The sequence below is a fragment of the Rhizobium sp. AN80A genome, from assembly GCF_030053015.1.
Classification (GTDB): domain Bacteria; phylum Pseudomonadota; class Alphaproteobacteria; order Rhizobiales; family Rhizobiaceae; genus Rhizobium; species Rhizobium metallidurans.
The window spans coordinates 1,874,800-1,891,342 of sequence record NZ_JASJPX010000003.1 but is presented as its reverse complement, the minus strand read 5'-3'; the positions used below and the strand labels follow the sequence as shown (position 1 = coordinate 1,891,342).

Below are 16,543 nucleotides of genomic sequence, written 5' to 3'. Positions count from 1 at the left end.
CTGAGGCGAACCGCATTTGCGGATCACCTGCGCGCGATGTCGGCTTCCGGCCCAAGCCAGTAATTGAGTGTCGTAGAAATCGGCCGCGAAACTAACCTTCGCGACACTACGCCATGTAACCGCCATCGAGTACAAGCGGACTGCCGAGCATAAAGGAGGAAGCCTCGGAGCAAAGCCATAGAACCCCATTCGAGACCTCAAGAGGCGTTCCAAGTCGGCCGATTGGCTCTTGCCCTATGATCTGAGCACCGACTTGCTCATTCTTCTTGATAAAAGTCTCGATTGGTGGTGTGCCAATCCAACCTGGGCAAATAGCGGTAATACGCACGCCATCCTTAGCGTGTTCGAGCGCCGCGCTCCGCGTCAAACCTAAAACTCCGTGCTTGGCAGCGGCATATGCGGCGCCTCCTGTAAAAGGATAGCCTCGCAGTCCATCGACCGATGAATTGTTGACGATAACGCCGCGTCCGGCTTTGAGCATGGCGGGCAACTGATAGCGCATGCAGAGGAAAACAGACGTAAGGTAACCGTTGATCGTCTTGCCCCACGCATCCTCGCTCATGCTCGCTATCGGGGACATTTTCCCGCCGCTGCCAGCATTGTTGAAGGCGTAGTCGATCTGTCCGTATTCATTCAGTATCGAAGAGATGAGCCTCTCGACGTCGCGACCGTTCGTCACATCACATTGCGTCCAACGCCCGCGCCCATCGCCCCCAAGCGTGGTCAGGGCATGCTTCGCCCGCCTCTCATTGCGGCTGGCGATGATGACGGTCGCGCCTTCGTGAGCGAAAGCTTGTGCCGTCGCCAGCCCGATTCCAGTGCTGCCGCCTGTGACAAGGGCAATCTTGCCATTCATTTCGGGGTATCTTTTTGGCAGCGGTTCTTGCGTCATAGGCTGGCCTCCTTTGTCCCGATAGAGCGATACGCAATTTCCCAATTATTGTGGTGTCGCAAAATGTGGCGGTCTGCAAAAGCCGCAATGTCTCCTATTGGCGCGAAGCTGTTTCCCGCCTTTACCTCCGTGCCGCAACCCCACCGCCCAATCACCAGCCGATCACGCCAACGCCTTGAGAATCAAAATCCGGTTCGCGGTCGCGAACGCAATCACCCCGTCCTGCTCGAGCGCCCGCAAGACCGCTTTGATCTCCCCCGGCGTATATCCATCAGCGCCCAGCCGGTCGTTGATATCAAGCAGGTTGATCGTCACGTCAGGCTTGGCCTTGAGCGCGCGCAGCCGTCCGATCAAGGCGTTTTCGGTATCGTCAAATCTGCTCACCTGATTACCTCAGCCGGCGATCGGCGCGGTAGCACCATTCCGCTTCTCGCGAAAATGGCTCGGCGAAGCGCCGATCACGCGTTTGAACGCGCGGCTGAAGGACGCCTCGGAATCGTAGCCGAGCCGTTCGGCGACGGCTGCCACCCGCTGCCCCTCGCGCAGCCATTCATGCGCCTGGTGCATGCGCATCCGCGCCACGTAGCGCGCCGGCGTTTCGCCGACGACGCTGACGAAGCGCTGGGCAAAGCCGGAGCGTGATGCGCCCATGTGGCGCGCCAGTTCGTTCACGCTCCAGTCGTGCGCAGGGTCGAGGTGGATGGCGGCCAGCACCCGCCCGACTTCCGGGTTGCGCACCGCGGCGAGCCAGCCGCTGGCGTCGCCGCAGCCATGCTCCACCCATGTCCGGATGATGGTGGCTGTCAGCACGTCGGCAAGCCGCGACAGGATGCCACCCGCGCCGACGCGGTTCATCTCCACCTCGCGCATCATGGCGTCGAGAAGCGGCGGTATCGTCGGCTCGCCCTTGGCGAGATCGCTGGTGCGCATGACATCGGGCATCAGGTTGAGGAGCGGATGCCGCTTGTCGACGTTGAAGCGCATGACCGCGAAAAAAATCAGGTTGTTGCTGTCGGTGCATGGACATTGCAGGTCGACGATGCCATCGCAGAGCGGCTTGCGCGGCAGCTGCTCGAGCGGCGTCGGCGAAATGCCCGGCTCGCTCGCCAGCACATGCGCGTCGCCGCGCGGCAAGAGCACGGCGTCGCCGGGCCGCATCTCCGTCCACGCGCCATCGGGCGCCCGCAGATAGGCGCTGCCCGCCGCCAGGAAGTGAAATCGCGCTTCCGCCTGGGCGGGATAGGCCGTGGCCCATGGTGCCGACGGCTGGCAGCGACCATATTCGACGCCATCGAGCCGAAGCCCGCGAAGCATCTCGGTCAATGGATCGGTCATCATGGCCTCCGGCAGGTTTGGACGAATTGTTATGCTTTATAGCTTTTGCAGCATGGAAACGCCAGATGCTTGGGCGTAGCGTCACCGCAGAATTTACGGAGATGCATATGAATATTCACTCAGATGTCAGCCATCCAGGCGTGAAGGGCGAGACACCCGCGGCATGGGCAGGCGTTGTCTCGCTGTCGCTTGGCGTATTTGGGCTCGTGACGGCGGAATTTCTACCCGCGAGCCTTCTGACGCCGATGTCACAGGACCTCGGCGTCAGCCTCGGCGCGGCCGGTCAATCGGTGACGGCCACGGCCGTGGTCGGCGCGCTGGCGGGGCCGGGCATCGTGCTCGCGACCGCCCGCTTCGATCGCCGCTACACGCTTTTGGCGCTCACCAGCCTGCTCGTCATCTCGAGCCTGATCGCCGCCACGGCAAACGGGCTCATGACCCTGCTCCTGTCGCGCGCGCTGCTCGGCGTCGGGCTTGGCGGTTTCTGGGCGATGTCGCTGGCGCTTGCCATGCGCCTCGTGCCGGAGCGGCTGATGCCGCGCGCCATGGCAATCGTCATGACCGGCGTGTCGGCGGCCACCGTCTGTGCGGCGCCGGTCGGCGCCTGGGTCGGCGAGGCGTTCGGCTGGCGCGCCGCCTTCTGGATCGCCTCGGCGCTTGGCGTCGTCGCGTTCCTTGTCCAGGCGTTCACGCTTCCGGCCATGCCGCCGACGGGGTCGGCCGGTCTCGGCACGATGGCCCAGGTCTTGCGCCGTCCGGCCATCCGGCTCGGCCTCGTCACCATACTCTTCGTCGTCGCCGGTCATTTCGCGGGCTTCACCTTCATCCGCCCGTTTCTTGAAACGGTGCCGCGTTTCGGCGTCGAGGCGATTTCCGGCATCCTTCTCGCCTTCGGTATTGGCGGCTTCGTCGGTAATATCGCCGGCGGCCTGATCGCCGAGCGCAGCACGACGCTTGCCATCACGCTTGCTTCCACGGGCATTGCCGTCACCGCCTTCCTGCTTGCCTTCGCAGGCGAAGCGCCGGCGCTCGCCGCCATAGCCACAGCCCTGTGGGGCTTTGCCTTCGGCGCCTTGCCTGTCAGCGTCCAGAGCTTCATCACCGAGGCCGCCGCCGACGAGGCGGAGAGCGCCGGCGCCCTCATGCTGACGACGTTTCAGGTCGCGATCTCGAGCGGCGCCGTGCTTGGCGGGTTGATCGTGGATGTCCAGGGCGCGGCAGGCGTCTTCGCCTTCGCCGGCATCGCGGCCCTTCTCGGCGCCACCCTGATCGGCGTCGCCAGCCGCCGCGGGATGGTCGCCGCTGGCTGACGGTAGCAATGGATTGATTACTGCGGGTCGGAAGGTTCGCGGCGAATGCGAATGTGGAGCCATCATTAGGTGGCTCCACATTTTTGTCGGGGTTTTCGGCCCTTAGCTTCGTCTCACCAGTGCCCCCCTCACGCTACCGTCTCCCCGAGGGGAGAGGGGAAGAGACCGCGGAGGGCGCCGCTTTTCCCTTCTCCCCAGCGGGGAGAAGGTGCCCGAAGGGCGGATGAGGGGGCTTCGGATGTCGAGGCTAGCCGGCTTGTCTGGTCACCTGCGTACGATGTCGGCTATCGGCCCTAACCGGTCATTGGGACACGGCGAGAATAAACAAGTAAACTAGAACGAGCCAGCCTAGTCCGAGCAATGCCAGTTGCTTGCGCGGAACATCGTGAATCGACTTGTATCGCGACACCACGAACCAAACGACGCCGCACCCCACAAGAACGATGAGATAAGGTGTGGCTTAGGCAAGTCCGCCTATCGTAACAAGCCTCCTATATCCGCCGCTTCTCGTCGGCATCCACTATTGCGTCTGGCTACCTCAACGAAGAAGTCCATCAGCCAAAATCAGCAGCGCAAATGATGATAAACATAGGCCAATGCTACCAAACATCGCTGCTCGCAGGCCTTTAAACCGATTGCTAGTGAAGAAGGCGCTCGAACGGCTGAATTTGCGCCCCTGACGCTCGCCCAGAGATAGTTTTTCTTCTCCCGGAAGAGTTGCTAGCGCTTTTGTGCGTTGGATGATGAGTGCATTTGTGATGATGCCTCCCAACACACCGAGTGCAAAGAGTGCCATCAGTGAATTCTGGATGATTTCGAAAGAGATAGCCAATTCAACCTCCACGGAGTGTGTCGAGAAAATACCTCTTATCGGTTAATATGGTGCGACCGCCCGACACGTCCGCAATTGGCGCTTAGCGGCCGACTCTTGAGGTCGGCCACCGGCCCTTTGCGGCCATTGAGGTCTGCTGATACAAAAGCAATTGCGACCACGATAACGAGACTTTCATGGACCTAGTCATCGAACTTAAGGCTGTCCTGGAGCTGCCGCCCGACATCGAGGTTCTTCGGATCGAGGCCTCCAGCGCGGGTTTCCGTTTTATGGACAAACTTGTCAACGAGTGGGAGTCGCAGGCAAACCGGTTTGACAAACACGGAGAGAGGCTGATGTGTGCTTTTCACAATGCACAGCTGGTAGCTGTGGGCGGCTTGAACATCGATCCTTACGTAGATGACCCAAGTATTGCTCGCCTGCGCCATCTCTACGTACTAGAACGCATCCGCCGACAAGGGGTGGCCTCTCGCGTTGCTCGCCATTTACTGGACTCAGCGCGAACCTCATTCTCCGGCGTTCGGCTGTTTACTGATACGGCGGAAGCCGCGGCTCTCTATGAGAAGCTTGGTTTTGCGCGCGCGAACTCCGTAAATGCCACTCACATCATTAGATTCAGATGACTGCTTTTGGCCTAGCCGCCGTCGCATCCCGAAAAGTCTCCGGCAATGCACGATACCCCCGATAACCGAGGCAGGGGTATCGCTGAACTCCGTCAAAACGTGACGCAAAGGCGTGGCCGTGTTCGTCTCTCGTTACGCGCCGCCCTACCGCGCTTCCGCGATCCGCTCGAAGGCCGACGGCCGGGGAATCCCGAGGTCCAGCGTCTGCCGGATGATCTCGGCGCATTCCAGCGGCGTCAGAAGCGACGTGTCCACTTCCAGATCGTAGATGCCCGGCTGGTGCACGTGGTCCTGCCAGCGCTGCACCGAATCGGGGATCGGGTCTTCCGCGCTTGCCTGCTCGTACAATCCCTCGCGGCCCGGCATGCGGATGTCGCGGCGGCGCATGATCGTGTCGAGCGGACAATGCACGCCGACGAAGAGAACCGGAAAGCCTTCCAGTCTGCGGGCGCAGTCGGTCAGGATGCCGAGCGGCTGCGAATAGAAGTCGTGGTGCCCGAGATCGGCGACGACGTTGAGGCCGAGGCCGACATGGATGGCGATGGTCTCGTAGAGTGCGGCGTAAAAGAACGGCACCATCTCCTCGAGATCGGGCCGCTCGCCACCGGGACGCAGCCCGATGCCCGGCAGATAGCGCTCCGGCGTCATGCCGTTATAGGCATCGACGCCGAGGTTCATCCACGGGCCGTCGAATTCGTCCTGGATCGCCTTGGCGATCGATGATTTTCCGCTTCGCGGTGCACCGTTCAGAATGACGATCTGAGCGGCGGGGTTTTCCTCGGACATGTGTTTTCTTCTTTTGTTTGGCGCGGATCAGTGAGGCGAAATCGCGCAGGCATTTCACTTCGCATTTCGATTACATTATGGGTGACTTTATGGCGGTGACTCACCGCATCGGGAGGATAGCATGAACGAGGACGGCGCGCATTTCCCGCCTGTGGACCCGTTGAGGACCGGTCTGCGCGGCTGCTGCCCGCGCTGCGGCAATGGCAAGCTTTTCAACGGCTTGCTGACGCTGAAGCCGCGCTGCGCCGCCTGTGGTCTCGATTATGCCTTTGCCGACGCCGGCGATGGTCCTGCCGTCTTCGTCATATTGATCGTCGGCTTCGTCGTCATCGGCTCGGTGCTGTGGCTGGAAGCAAACTATTCACCGCCGATCTGGCTGCATATCCTTCTCTTCGCGCCGCTGACGATCATCCTCTCGCTTCTGGCATTGCGCTGGTGCAAGGGCATCCTGATCGCCATGCAGTATCGCCACAATGCCCGTGAAGGACGTCTCTCCCGTGACTGATGCCAAAGCCGCACCCCGCCGCGCGCCATCCGTGTTCACCGCCGCGGCGGTGCTCGTCGCGCTCGCCATCCTCGTCTCGCTCGGCACCTGGCAGGTCGAGCGCCTGCGCTGGAAGGAAGGCCTGCTCGCCGATATCGCCGCCCGTCTCGCGGCCCCCGCCGTGCCCCTGGCCGAGATCGAAGCGATGGCCGCGAAGGGCGAGGATATCGAGTATCGCCGCGTTACCGCGTCGGGCGTCTACGACAACAGCCGCGAACGCCATTTCTTCGCCACCTGGCGCGGCCTGACCGGCTACTACGTCTACACGCCGCTGAGGCTTGCGGACGGCCGTGATCTCTTCGTCAACCGCGGCTTCGTTCCCTACGACAACAAGGAGCCGGAGACGCGCATGCAGGGCCAGCTGACGGGCGAACGGACCGTCAACGGTCTCGCCCGCGCCCGGTTGCCGGGCAAGCCCTCCTGGGCCGTGCCCGACAACGACGTCGCCAAGAACATTTTCTACTGGAAGGATCTCGACGTCATGGCCTCGAGCGCCGGGCTCGACAAGGCCGCTGTCGTGCCTCTCTTCGTCGATGCCGACGACACGCCCAATCCCAAGGGCCTGCCGGTCGGCGGCGTCACCGACGTCAACCTGCCAAACAGCCACCTGCAATATGCCGTCACCTGGTACGGCCTGGCCGCCACCCTCGTCGCCATCGTCGCGGTCGCATGGCTTCGCAGGCGCGGCGATCCGCCCGCGCAATAGTATCGCTTCAATTCGTGCCTATATTGGGCTAGAGGTCGTTCAGTTCGCAGCGAACGCGATAGCCGTTGGCGGGGAGTTCTTCTCCCTCATTCCTGTGCTCGTCACAGGAATCCAGCCACGGCGCGTCGGCGCCGTGAACAGAGTCTTTTGCGCTCAATGACTTGAGCGCGCTGGATCCTGTGACAAGCACAGGAATGAGGGAATATAACTCGGAAAAGACATGAATATTGCCGTTTCAAAACCTCCACTGACGATCAGGCTCTGCGGGCCGCGCGGCTTCTGCGCCGGCGTCGACCGGGCGATCCAGATCGTCGTTCTGGCGCTGAAATCCTATGGCGCGCCCGTCTATGTCAGGCACGAGATCGTTCATAACCGCTATGTCGTCGAAGGACTGGAAGCCAAGGGCGCCGTCTTCGTCGAGGAGCTGAACGAGATCCCCGAAGAGCATCGCGCCCAGCCGGTTGTCTTCTCGGCCCACGGCGTCCCGAAATCGGTGCCGGAGGATGCGACGTCACGCAACCTCTTCTATCTCGACGCCACATGCCCGCTGGTCTCCAAGGTCCACAAGCAGGCCATGCGCCACAACAAGCTCGGCCGCCACGTCGTGCTGATCGGCCATGCCGGCCATCCCGAGGTGATCGGCACCATGGGCCAGCTTCCCGAAGGCGCCGTCTCGCTGGTCGAAACAATCGCCGATGTCGACGTCTACGAGCCCGCCGATCCTGATAATCTCGGCTATGTCACGCAGACCACGCTTTCGGTGGACGACACCGCCGGCGTCATCGCGCGTCTGCGGGAGCGTTTCCCGAATTTGACCGCGCCGGCGGCCGATCTCGATCTGCTACGCCACGACGAACCGCCAGGAAGTCGTCAAGCAGGCGGCACCCGGCTGCGATCTCTTCATCATCGTCGGCGCGCCCAACTCGTCCAACTCCAAGCGCCTCGTCGAAGTGGCGCTCAGGGCAGGGGCGAAGAAGTCGATCCTGGTGCAGCGCGCCTCCGAGCTCGACTGGGACGATATCGGCCATGTCGGCACGCTCGGCCTGTCGGCCGGCGCCTCGGCGCCCGAGGTCATCGTCAACGAGATCATCGAGGCCTTCCGCGCCCGGTTCGATGCCCGCGTCGAGCTTGCCGAGACCGTTCAGGAAAACGAGCACTTCCTCGTCAACCGCGAACTGCGCGACATCGAGCTGACGACGGCGGATATGGCGTTCGTGAACGGGTAATTGGTGGTCGGAGGGTGGGCCACCCCCCTCTATCCTGCCGGACATCTCCCCCACAAGGGGGGAGATCGGCCAGCCGCCTGCTCCCTGCGCCATCGCCAACGACAATTGTTTGGGGAAGACGCTCCCCCCATCCAATCTCCCCCCCTTGTGGGGGAGATGCCCGGAAGGGCAGAGGGGGTATCATTTGCGCCGACCGAAGCACCAAACCGAAAACGAGAGCCCGCCTTGGCAGTCTACACCGATATCTCCGAAGACGATCTGAAGTGGTTCCTGACGGAATATGACGCCGGCACGCTGTTGTCCTACAAGGGCATCGCCGAGGGCGTCGAAAACAGCAACTTCCTGCTGCATACCTCGAAGGACCCGCTGATCCTGACGCTCTATGAAAAGCGCGTCGAGAAAAACGACCTGCCGTTCTTCCTCGGTCTCATGCAACATCTTTCCGCCCGTGGCCTGTCCTGCCCGCTGCCGCTGCCGCGCAGGGATGGCGCGCTGCTCGGCCAGCTGTCGGACCGCCCCGCAGCCCTCATCTCCTTCCTCGAAGGCATGTGGCTGCGCAAGCCCGAGGCCAAACATTGCCGCGAAGTCGGCAAGGCGCTGGCCCGCATGCACATCGCCGGCGAAGGTTTCGACCTCAAGCGCCCGAACGCGCTCTCCGTCGATGGCTGGCAGGTGCTGTGGGACAAGGCGCAAGCCCGCGCCGACGAGGTCGAGAAGGGCCTGCAGGCGGAAATCCGTGGCGAGCTTGATTATCTCGCCGCGCACTGGCCGAAGGATCTCCCCTCCGGCGTCATCCACGCCGATCTCTTCCCCGACAACGTCTTCTTCCTCGGCGACGACCTCTCGGGCCTGATCGATTTCTATTTCGCCTGCAACGATCTGCTCGCCTACGACGTCTCGATCATCCTCAACGCCTGGTGCTTCGAAAAGGACGGCGCCTACAACATCACCAAGGGCATGGCGATGCTCGAAGGCTATACCAGCGTGCGGCCGCTGAGCGACGCCGAACTGGCCGCCCTCCCAACCCTCGCGCGCGGCTCGGCGCTGCGCTTCTTCCTGACCCGCCTCTACGACTGGCTGATGACGCCCGAGGGCGCGCTGGTGACGAAGAAGGACCCGCTCGAATACCTGCGCAAGCTGCGCTTTCACCGGCAGATCAAGTCCGCCGCCGAATACGGACTGACCCCATGAAGCACGTCGACATCTATACCGACGGCGCCTGCTCCGGAAATCCCGGCCCCGGCGGCTGGGGCGCGGTGTTGCGCTATGGCGAGGTCGAGAAGGAACTCTGCGGCGGCGAGGCGGAAACCACCAACAACCGCATGGAACTGCTTGCCGCCATCTCGGCGCTGACGGCGCTGAAAAGCGCCTGCGAGGTCGATCTCCACACCGACAGCAAATACGTCATGGACGGCATCTCCAAGTGGATCTTCGGCTGGAAGAAGAACGGCTGGAAAACGGCCGACAAGAAGCCGGTGAAGAACGGCGAACTCTGGCAGGCGCTCGACGCCGCCAACCAGCGCCACAAGGTCAAGTGGCACTGGGTCAAGGGCCACGCCGGCCACCCGGAAAACGAACGCGCCGACGAACTGGCGCGAAAGGGCATGGAGCCGTTCAAGAAGCGGTAGGCTTGCTTGGTCTGTGAGGGCGCGAGCGGCCCGCCACGAGTCCCTTCTCCCCAGCGGGGAGAAGATGCCGGCAGGCAGATGAGGGGCCGCAAGTGCGGCGTCCAGTATAATGATTTCAAATAGATAACGGTGAGACTGGAGCCCCCTCATCCGACCCTTCGGGCCACCTTCTCCCCAACGGGGAGAAGGGACCAGCGGCGGCCGCTCACCCCGACACCGCCAGATACGCCGAAATCGTCCCGATCGACAGCACCGTCGAGGCCAGCACCACCCGCCCCGTCAAGCTCGCCTCCCGCCCATAAAACTCCGCCAGCATGAACGGCCCGGTCCCCGTCGGCAGCGCCGCCAAGAGAACGCAGGTATGCACCGCAACCGGCGGCAGCTTGAGGAGCGGCCCGGCGATAACCCATGTCACCAAAGGCTGCGCGATCAGCTTCAGCCCGACGAGAATCCCCGCCGTCGCTGCCCGCTCGGTCGCGGCCCCCGCCTTCGACCCGGCCAGAAACAGCCCGAGCGCGATCAGCGCGCAGGGCGATGCCGCGCCGCCGAGAAGCTTCAGAAACGCATCCACCGGCGCCGGCAGCGCAGCGCCCGAGACCATGAACAAAGCGCCGAGAACCGGCGCGATCAGGAGCGGGTTTTTGGCGAGCGAGAGGAACGTCTTGCCGGCGATATCGCGCCGCCGCGTCTCCGATTGCAGCCCGCTCTCGATCAGCACGATGGCGACGGCGAAGAGCACGCAGACGGTGACGATCGTCGCGATCAGCGTCGGCGCCATGCCGTTGTCGCCGACAACAGAAAGCACCAGCGGAAAGCCGACGAACCCCGTATTGGCGTAGCTGGCGTTCAGGCTGTCGATCGCCGCATCCGCCAGATGCCGCCCCCCGGCCATCCGCCACCAGAGCGTCGCGCAAAAGATGATGGCGCAGCCCGATGTGAAGGCGAGGATGAAGCCCGGCTGCCAGATCTGCTCGAGCCTCGCATTGGCCATGATGTCGAAGAGCAGGGCCGGCAGCGCCAGATAAACCACCAGCCGGTTCACCTCGCGCGTCGCGTTGGGGCCGAGCGCGCCGGTCCTGCGGGCGATAAATCCGGTCAGGATCAGCGCGAAGATGGGGAGCACGATGAGGAGATTGGTCAGCATTGGGGGAGGGAACTCTGGTTGCAAAGACCATTGTCTAGCGCCCGAGACCAATATAATCCAATGTCGATACTGTCGCTGATCGATACTCCAGAGGTATGAAATGGACACGCGCCACATGCGCTATTTCGTGGCGCTCGCCGAGACGCTGCACTTCGGCCACGCGGCGGCGCGCATGAACATGAGCCAGCCGCCCTTCAGCCGCCAGATCGCTTCGATCGAGAAGACGCTCGGCGCCCGTCTCTTCGAGCGCAATTCCCGCAACGTCGCGCTGACGGCGGCGGGCCGGCATTTTCTCGAGGAGTGCCGCGCGGTGCTCGCCCATTTCGACGCCGCCTGCCGCGATGTGCAGCTGGTCGCATCCGGCGTGAAGGGTGAGCTGAAGCTCGGCTTCATGATGAACGCCGCCTACAGCGTCGTCCCGGCGCTGGTGCGGCTTTACTCCGAGAAGCGCCCCGATGTCCGCCTCGTGCTCGAGGAGCGCATACCGACGGATATCGAGGAGATGCTGATCGAAGGCCGCCTCGACGCCGCCGTCACCTTCGGCGGCAGTCCGGCCACGCACCTGCGCACCACGTTGCTCGCCCGCGACCGCCTGCGCCTGATCGTGCCGCGAGATCACCGCCTGGCCGAGCTCGACATCGCCGGCCCAGCCGACCTCGCCCCCGAACGCCTGATCGCCGCCCCCGCAAGCGTAACGCCGACGCTCCGCGACGCCATCCGCAACTACTGCGCCACCCCGGGCGTCGTCCCGCATTTCGCGCTGGAACCCCGCCTGCAGCACACCATCATCCGCCTCGTCGCCGAAGGCCTGGGCATCGCGCTCATCCCGCAGTCTTTGTGCGCGGATCTGGCGGAAGGGCTGGTCTCGCGGCCGATCATGGATGCGCCGGAGTTCGACATCGTGCTCTGCGCTTCGGCTGCGTCGAGCAATCCGGCGGTGCCGGCGCTGTTCGAGGTGGCGGATAGGTTGGGTGGAGTGGGGAGACGCGCCGAGGGAGCTTGATTAAGCAGCTAACTGAGCGCCAGCGGCCCCTCATCTGCCTGCCGGCATCTTCTCCCCGATGGGGAGAAGGGAATCGTGGCCTGCCTCTTACTCCCCCTCTTGGATGATCAAAATATGAGATAGTTGTTTCTGCCGGGCGGGTGGCCACCCGCCCGGCAGCTGGTTGTCGGATCGTCACCTTCTCAGCCGTCAGGGGCTGTGGGGAGCAGGATCGCAACCGGCTCTTCATCAGGCCCGTGTGGTTGCAGGAACCTTGGGGTTCGTATCCAAGACAGGGACGACGAAGATGACCGATGATAGCATGATCTGTGCCGGAATCGATGTCGGCAAAAGCCATCTCGGCATCGCCATCCATCCCGGTGACGCGCGGCTGCGGGTCACCTACGACGCGGCGGGCCTGAAGCGGCTCGACGCCTTTCTTCAAGAGCATGATGCCAAAAGGGTCGGCTTCGAAGCCTCCGGTGGCTACGAATGGCGGCTGATGGTGCATCTGCGGGGTAAGAAGCGCCCGGCGGCGCGCCTGCAGCCGGCGCAATTGCGGTACTTCGCCAGAAGCCGGCTGCAGCGGGCCAAGAACGACCGGCTGGACGCCACGCTGATTGCCGTCTTCACCGCCAGCCTGAAGACGCTGCCGGCGCTGCCCGATGCCCGCTTCGACCGGCTTTCGGCCGAACTGACCTATCTGGAGCAGATCGAACAGCAGATCGCGCTGGTGAAGACATTCGCCGAGACCGCCGTGCCTGAGATCGTCAAGCGCCGCCACTCCCACGAAATCGCCAGGCTCGAGACCTGTCGCAATGCGCATATGCTTCGGCTCGAAAAGCTGGTTCGCGGCGACCCCGATCTGGCGCGGCGGCTCGACCTTCTGGTCTCCATCAAGGGGATCGGAATGCGCAGCGCGCTGTGCCTCGTCATCCGCATGCCCGAACTCGGCCATGCCGGCCGCAACGAGGTCGCCGCCCTTGCCGGTGTCGCACCCTATGATGACGACAGCGGCAAGCATCGCGGCAGGCGCCGGATCCAGGGCGGCCGCGAACGGCTGCGCAAGAGCCTTTTCATGTGCGCCTTCACCGCCAGCCGGCACAATCCGGATCTGGCGGCCTTCTACAAGCGGTTGCGCGGCAACGGCAAGGAGCACCTGTGCGCGGTCATCGCGGTGGCCCGCAAACTCGTCATTCTCGCCAACACAATCCTCACCCGACAGACCGAATGGACGCCGAAATATGTGAGAGGATGAGACATGGTTGCTCCCCTAGGGGAGAGGGTAGGGTGAGGGGGCCACACGGTAGGATCATGCTTCGGACGTCTTCCAGCAATAACACTCGACTGCTTGGCTCTGTTGGCTGACATTCGATGATAACGACGGTAGATTGCTCTGGTTGGTGGGGAGTTGGATGCTTATCATATTGGGTGGATTGCCGGGCGCCGGGAAGAGCACTGTTGCGCAAGCCCTGGCGGCGCGGATAGGCGCCTGCTACCTGCGGGTCGACACGATAGAACAGGCAATTCGTACGTCAGCGCCACTGGCCAACGGGCACGATGTGGGTCCGAGCGGATATGTCACGCTCTGCAGACTCGCGAGCGAAAACCTCCGGCTTGGCCACACTGTTATCGCCGATTCCGTGAATCCCCTGGAGATCACCCGAAGCGCATTCAGAAATGTAGCGATCGAAGCGGATAGTTTGTTCATTGAGGTTGAAGTCGTTTGCTCGGATAGCATGACACACCGTCGTCGCGCCGAGGCGCGGTCATCCACCGTTGAAGGTCTCACCCCGCCCACTTGGACCGAGATCCAGGCGCTGCACTTTGAGCGATGGGTGCCGGATTTGCGGATTGATACCTTTCAACTGTCGTTGGAAGAAAGCGTCTCTCAGATCATGCGTCTGCTGGGCCGATGAGCCATCCATCCGGCGCCCCGTCCGATCAGATGCCGTATCAACCGGGGGGATGAGCCCTGCCGGGGTAGAAGCATGTGTGGGGGGTAAAAATTGGCTAACGTCAGCGCCAGCGGCCCCTCATCCGCCCTTCGGGCACCTTCTCCCCGTTGGGGAGAAGGGAAGATGGAGCGAGCGGCCGGCCACGAGTCCCTTCTCCCCAGCGGGGAGAAGATGCCGGCAGGCAGATGAGGGGGCCACCGGCACAACACCAGCCCACCCCTCCATCCACTCAGTCTAAGCCCTCAAGCCGCCTTCGCCACATCCCCATGCGGGTCGAGCACGAATTTCGTCGCCGCCCCGTGGTCGAAGCTCTCGTAGCCCTGAACGGCCTCTTCGAGCGGTATCACCTTGGCGTTGACGATATCGGCGATCGGCAGGCGGTCGTGGAGGATCGCCTGCATCAGCTGCCGGTTATACTTCAGCACCGGCGTCTGCCCGGTGTGGAAGGATTGCGCCTTCGCCCAGCCGAGCCCGAAGCGCAGCGACAGGTTGCCTGATTTGGCGGCGCTGTCGACGGCGCCGGGGTCCTCGGTCACGTAGAGGCCGGGAATGCCGATCGAACCGGCGGCGCGGGTGATGTCCATCATCTGGTTGAGCACAATCGCCGGCTGCTCGCCGCCCGAATGGCCGCGCGCCTCGAAGCCGACGGCGTCGATGGCGCTGTCCACCTCGTTGCTTCCGGTCACCTGAGCGATCATGTCGCCCAGGCGGTCGCTCTTTGACAGATCGATCGGCTCGAAGCCCACCTTGGCGGCATGCGCCAGGCGATCCTTGTTGAAGTCGCCGATCATCACCACGGCGGCACCGAGGATGCGGGCGGAAGCGGCCGCCGCAAGCCCGACCGGACCGGCGCCCGCGACATAAACCGTCGAGCCGACGCCGACGCCGGCGCGCACCGCGCCATGGAAGCCGGTCGGCAGGATGTCGGAGAGCATGGTGAGATCGCGGATCTTCTCCATCGCCCGGTCGCGATCCGGAATCTTCAGGAGGTTGAAGTCGGCATAGGGGATGGTGACGTAGCGCGCCTGTCCGCCGATCCAGCCGCCCATGTCGACATAGCCATAGGCGCCGCCGGCGCGCGACGGGTTGACGGTGAGGCACACGCCGGTGTCCTGCGACTTGCAGCAGCGGCAGCGGCCGCAGGCGACGTTGAAGGGCACGGAGACGATGTCGCCGACTTCGAGCATCTCGACGTCGATGCCCTTTTCGATGATCTGGCCGGTGATTTCATGGCCGAGAACCAGCCCCGGCATCGCCGTGGTGCGGCCGCGCACCATGTGCTGGTCCGATCCGCAGATATTGGTCGAGATCACCTTCAGGATCACGCCATGCTCGATGCGGCGTCCATCGGGGGCCTCGAGCTTGGGATCGTCGATGTCATGGATTTCGACAACGCCGGGCCGCATGTAGACGACGCCACGGTTCTTGCTCATTTTCATCTCCTCCGTTGAAAATGCTGCGGTCCGCGCGGGCTCCTCTCCCGTGCGGTCATCATCGCAGCTTAGAGGAGAATGTCGGCCACGTCGTCCCGTTTACGACGGTTTCTTCGTCCGAAACGGTCGTAAACGGAGAAGTGAGGAGAGGGGCTCGAAGACCGGGGAGGGCCAATCTTTGCATCTTGCCCACGGGCGCATTCCCACTATGCTCTGCCGATAACAATAGTTTGGGAGGCGACATATGATCCTGCACTCGGTGCTGATGCGGCTGAAATCGGCCATCACGGGCGAAGAAAAGCAGTCCCTGTTCGAACAGATCGTCGCGCTGAAGCAGGTCATTCCGGGCATTCTGGATATCAAGTATGGCCCGAACGTCTCGCCCGAGGGCCTGCATGCCGGCTTCGTCGATGGCTTTGCCGTCACCTTCGAAAGCCCCGAGGCGCGCGACGCCTATCTCGTCCATCCCGAGCATGTCGCCGTCGGCGAGCGCATCGTCTCGTCGCTGGATGGCGGCCTTGGCGGCCTGATCGTCTTCGACCTGCAGGTCTGATCCCGCAGGTCGGAGATAGCGTTCGCGGCCGTCAGCCCGCGTTCGCCGAGGTCGTGGGGATCGGCTCGATCCCCACTTTGGTCAAAGGCTCGCTCAGAGTTGCTCGATCATCGTCGCGGCGCTGGAAACCGTCGCCTGGCCTGGATTCTCCTCGACGTTGAGCGACTTGACGACGCCGTCCTCGACCAGCATCGAGTAGCGCTTCGAGCGCACGCCGAGGCCGCCGCCCGAAAGGTCGGCGTCGAGGCCGAGCGCCTTGGTGAAGGAAGCGTCCCAGTCGGCGAGGAAGTGGATCTTGCCCATGCCGCCCGAGGATTGCGCCCAGGCGCCCATCACGTGCCAGTCGTTGACCGCGACGACGGCGATGTCGTCGACGCCCTTGTTGAGAATGGTGTCGCGGTTTTCGAGATAGCCCGGCAGGTGGTTGAGCGAGCAGGTCGGGGTAAACGCGCCGGGCACGGCAAACAGCACGACGCGCCTGCCCTTGAACAGCGCCTCGGTCGTGGTCTCGACCGGGCCGTCGGCCGTCTTTTCCTTGAATGTCGCCGAAGGCAGGGTATCGCCGATCGCAATGGTCATGAATGTCTCCTC

18 protein-coding genes and 2 pseudogenes are annotated in these 16,543 nt (G+C 63.2%); 12 read left to right on the top strand and 8 right to left on the bottom strand.

Translation table 11 applies throughout. The features are described 5' to 3' along the window. Positions 1–106: 106 nt before the first annotated feature. From P3R82_RS20975 to P3R82_RS20965, 3 genes are all read right to left on the bottom strand, one after another. Positions 107–892: an SDR family oxidoreductase gene (locus tag P3R82_RS20975; RefSeq protein WP_283195194.1), complete on the bottom strand. Its 786-nt coding sequence runs from the start codon at positions 890–892 to the stop codon at positions 107–109. A gap of 162 nt (positions 893–1,054) precedes the next feature. Next, entirely contained in the window at positions 1,055–1,246 is a 192-nt protein-coding gene (locus P3R82_RS20970) for a hypothetical protein (RefSeq protein WP_283195193.1), read from the bottom strand. Between the two features lie 39 nt (positions 1,247–1,285). Beyond that, the gene (locus P3R82_RS20965; RefSeq protein WP_283195192.1) at positions 1,286–2,227 is read right to left on the bottom strand and encodes an AraC family transcriptional regulator; all 942 of its coding nucleotides are present in this window, start codon (positions 2,225–2,227) and stop codon (positions 1,286–1,288) included. Between the two features lie 107 nt (positions 2,228–2,334). Between P3R82_RS20965 and P3R82_RS20960 the strand changes: the two genes are divergently transcribed. Further along, positions 2,335–3,537 (top strand): MFS transporter, encoded by a 1,203-nt coding sequence (locus P3R82_RS20960; protein ID WP_283195191.1) that lies wholly within the window; start codon positions 2,335–2,337, stop codon positions 3,535–3,537. A gap of 538 nt (positions 3,538–4,075) precedes the next feature. On the opposite strand, the gene P3R82_RS20955 is transcribed toward P3R82_RS20960, so the two are convergent. Beyond that, the gene (locus P3R82_RS20955; protein ID WP_283195190.1) at positions 4,076–4,369 is read right to left on the bottom strand and encodes a hypothetical protein; all 294 of its coding nucleotides are present in this window, start codon (positions 4,367–4,369) and stop codon (positions 4,076–4,078) included. Positions 4,370–4,545: 176 nt separating this feature from the next. Here P3R82_RS20955 and P3R82_RS20950 point away from each other — a divergent pair, with 176 nt between their 5' ends. After that, the gene (locus P3R82_RS20950; RefSeq protein WP_283195189.1) at positions 4,546–4,992 is read left to right on the top strand and encodes a GNAT family N-acetyltransferase; all 447 of its coding nucleotides are present in this window, start codon (positions 4,546–4,548) and stop codon (positions 4,990–4,992) included. Positions 4,993–5,136: 144 nt separating this feature from the next. Here P3R82_RS20950 and P3R82_RS20945 read toward each other — a convergent pair whose 3' ends face one another. Further along, positions 5,137–5,778 (bottom strand): chloramphenicol phosphotransferase, encoded by a 642-nt coding sequence (locus P3R82_RS20945; protein ID WP_283195188.1) that lies wholly within the window; start codon positions 5,776–5,778, stop codon positions 5,137–5,139. Between the two features lie 121 nt (positions 5,779–5,899). On the opposite strand from P3R82_RS20945, the gene P3R82_RS20940 reads away from it, so the two are divergent. The 5 genes and pseudogenes from P3R82_RS20940 to rnhA all read left to right on the top strand — a co-directional run bounded on the left by P3R82_RS20940 (position 5,900) and on the right by rnhA (position 9,882). Next, the gene (locus P3R82_RS20940; RefSeq protein ID WP_283195187.1) at positions 5,900–6,283 is read left to right on the top strand and encodes a DUF983 domain-containing protein; all 384 of its coding nucleotides are present in this window, start codon (positions 5,900–5,902) and stop codon (positions 6,281–6,283) included. Continuing rightward, positions 6,276–7,028: an SURF1 family protein gene (locus P3R82_RS20935; protein WP_283195186.1), complete on the top strand. Its 753-nt coding sequence runs from the start codon at positions 6,276–6,278 to the stop codon at positions 7,026–7,028. Before P3R82_RS20940 ends, P3R82_RS20935 begins: the two co-directional genes overlap by 8 nt. Positions 7,029–7,248: 220 nt before the next feature. After that, a pseudogene (ispH, locus tag P3R82_RS20930) lies at positions 7,249–8,254 on the top strand (4-hydroxy-3-methylbut-2-enyl diphosphate reductase). 225 nt (positions 8,255–8,479) lie between these two features. Continuing rightward, positions 8,480–9,445 (top strand): homoserine kinase, encoded by a 966-nt coding sequence (locus P3R82_RS20925; protein ID WP_283195185.1) that lies wholly within the window; start codon positions 8,480–8,482, stop codon positions 9,443–9,445. Further along, the gene (gene rnhA / locus P3R82_RS20920) at positions 9,442–9,882 is read left to right on the top strand and encodes a ribonuclease HI (RefSeq protein ID WP_018902017.1); all 441 of its coding nucleotides are present in this window, start codon (positions 9,442–9,444) and stop codon (positions 9,880–9,882) included. Before P3R82_RS20925 ends, rnhA begins: the two co-directional genes overlap by 4 nt. Positions 9,883–10,087: 205 nt before the next feature. On the opposite strand, the gene P3R82_RS20915 is transcribed toward rnhA, so the two are convergent. Then, positions 10,088–11,026: an AEC family transporter gene (locus P3R82_RS20915; RefSeq protein ID WP_283195184.1), complete on the bottom strand. Its 939-nt coding sequence runs from the start codon at positions 11,024–11,026 to the stop codon at positions 10,088–10,090. A gap of 100 nt (positions 11,027–11,126) precedes the next feature. Between P3R82_RS20915 and P3R82_RS20910 the strand changes: the two genes are divergently transcribed. The 4 genes and pseudogenes from P3R82_RS20910 to P3R82_RS20895 form a co-directional block, all read left to right on the top strand. Continuing rightward, positions 11,127–12,029 carry a LysR substrate-binding domain-containing protein gene (locus P3R82_RS20910; RefSeq protein WP_283195183.1) on the top strand — a complete coding sequence of 301 codons (903 nt, stop codon included), beginning with the start codon at positions 11,127–11,129 and terminating at the stop codon, positions 12,027–12,029. Between the two features lie 286 nt (positions 12,030–12,315). After that, the gene (locus P3R82_RS20905; RefSeq protein WP_283195182.1) at positions 12,316–13,266 is read left to right on the top strand and encodes an IS110 family transposase; all 951 of its coding nucleotides are present in this window, start codon (positions 12,316–12,318) and stop codon (positions 13,264–13,266) included. 157 nt (positions 13,267–13,423) lie between these two features. Then, positions 13,424–13,927: an AAA family ATPase gene (locus P3R82_RS20900; protein WP_283195181.1), complete on the top strand. Its 504-nt coding sequence runs from the start codon at positions 13,424–13,426 to the stop codon at positions 13,925–13,927. 49 nt (positions 13,928–13,976) lie between these two features. Beyond that, positions 13,977–14,174 (top strand): annotated as a pseudogene (locus tag P3R82_RS20895) (hypothetical protein); the annotation flags it as partial. A gap of 34 nt (positions 14,175–14,208) precedes the next feature. Here P3R82_RS20895 and fdhA read toward each other — a convergent pair. Continuing rightward, positions 14,209–15,399, bottom strand: a complete 1,191-nt coding sequence (gene fdhA, locus P3R82_RS20890) for a formaldehyde dehydrogenase, glutathione-independent (protein WP_283195180.1) — start codon at positions 15,397–15,399, stop codon at positions 14,209–14,211. A 244-nt stretch (positions 15,400–15,643) separates the two neighbouring features. Here fdhA and P3R82_RS20885 point away from each other — a divergent pair, with 244 nt between their 5' ends. Further along, entirely contained in the window at positions 15,644–15,952 is a 309-nt protein-coding gene (locus tag P3R82_RS20885; RefSeq protein WP_026283108.1) for a Dabb family protein, read from the top strand. Positions 15,953–16,045: 93 nt separating this feature from the next. On the opposite strand, the gene P3R82_RS20880 is transcribed toward P3R82_RS20885, so the two are convergent. Further along, positions 16,046–16,531 (bottom strand): peroxiredoxin, encoded by a 486-nt coding sequence (locus P3R82_RS20880; RefSeq protein ID WP_183901006.1) that lies wholly within the window; start codon positions 16,529–16,531, stop codon positions 16,046–16,048. Positions 16,532–16,543: the final 12 nt, after the last annotated feature.

What these genes read in the sequence shown, in the direction of transcription:
- P3R82_RS20945 (WP_283195188.1), bottom strand. Translation starts at nt 5,778, where the DNA reads ATGTCCGAGGAAAACCCCGCCGCTCAGATCGTCATTCTGAACGGTGCA.
- P3R82_RS20975 (WP_283195194.1), bottom strand. Translation starts at nt 892, where the DNA reads ATGACGCAAGAACCGCTGCCAAAAAGATACCCCGAAATGAATGGCAAG.
- P3R82_RS20910 (WP_283195183.1), top strand. Translation starts at nt 11,127, where the DNA reads ATGGACACGCGCCACATGCGCTATTTCGTGGCGCTCGCCGAGACGCTG.
- fdhA (WP_283195180.1), bottom strand. Translation starts at nt 15,399, where the DNA reads ATGAGCAAGAACCGTGGCGTCGTCTACATGCGGCCCGGCGTTGTCGAA.
- P3R82_RS20950 (WP_283195189.1), top strand. Translation starts at nt 4,546, where the DNA reads ATGGACCTAGTCATCGAACTTAAGGCTGTCCTGGAGCTGCCGCCCGAC.
- P3R82_RS20905 (WP_283195182.1), top strand. Translation starts at nt 12,316, where the DNA reads ATGACCGATGATAGCATGATCTGTGCCGGAATCGATGTCGGCAAAAGC.
- P3R82_RS20900 (WP_283195181.1), top strand. Translation starts at nt 13,424, where the DNA reads ATGCTTATCATATTGGGTGGATTGCCGGGCGCCGGGAAGAGCACTGTT.
- P3R82_RS20960 (WP_283195191.1), top strand. Translation starts at nt 2,335, where the DNA reads ATGAATATTCACTCAGATGTCAGCCATCCAGGCGTGAAGGGCGAGACA.
- P3R82_RS20880 (WP_183901006.1), bottom strand. Translation starts at nt 16,531, where the DNA reads ATGACCATTGCGATCGGCGATACCCTGCCTTCGGCGACATTCAAGGAA.
- P3R82_RS20885 (WP_026283108.1), top strand. Translation starts at nt 15,644, where the DNA reads ATGATCCTGCACTCGGTGCTGATGCGGCTGAAATCGGCCATCACGGGC.
- P3R82_RS20915 (WP_283195184.1), bottom strand. Translation starts at nt 11,026, where the DNA reads ATGCTGACCAATCTCCTCATCGTGCTCCCCATCTTCGCGCTGATCCTG.
- P3R82_RS20940 (WP_283195187.1), top strand. Translation starts at nt 5,900, where the DNA reads ATGAACGAGGACGGCGCGCATTTCCCGCCTGTGGACCCGTTGAGGACC.
- P3R82_RS20965 (WP_283195192.1), bottom strand. Translation starts at nt 2,227, where the DNA reads ATGACCGATCCATTGACCGAGATGCTTCGCGGGCTTCGGCTCGATGGC.
- rnhA (WP_018902017.1), top strand. Translation starts at nt 9,442, where the DNA reads ATGAAGCACGTCGACATCTATACCGACGGCGCCTGCTCCGGAAATCCC.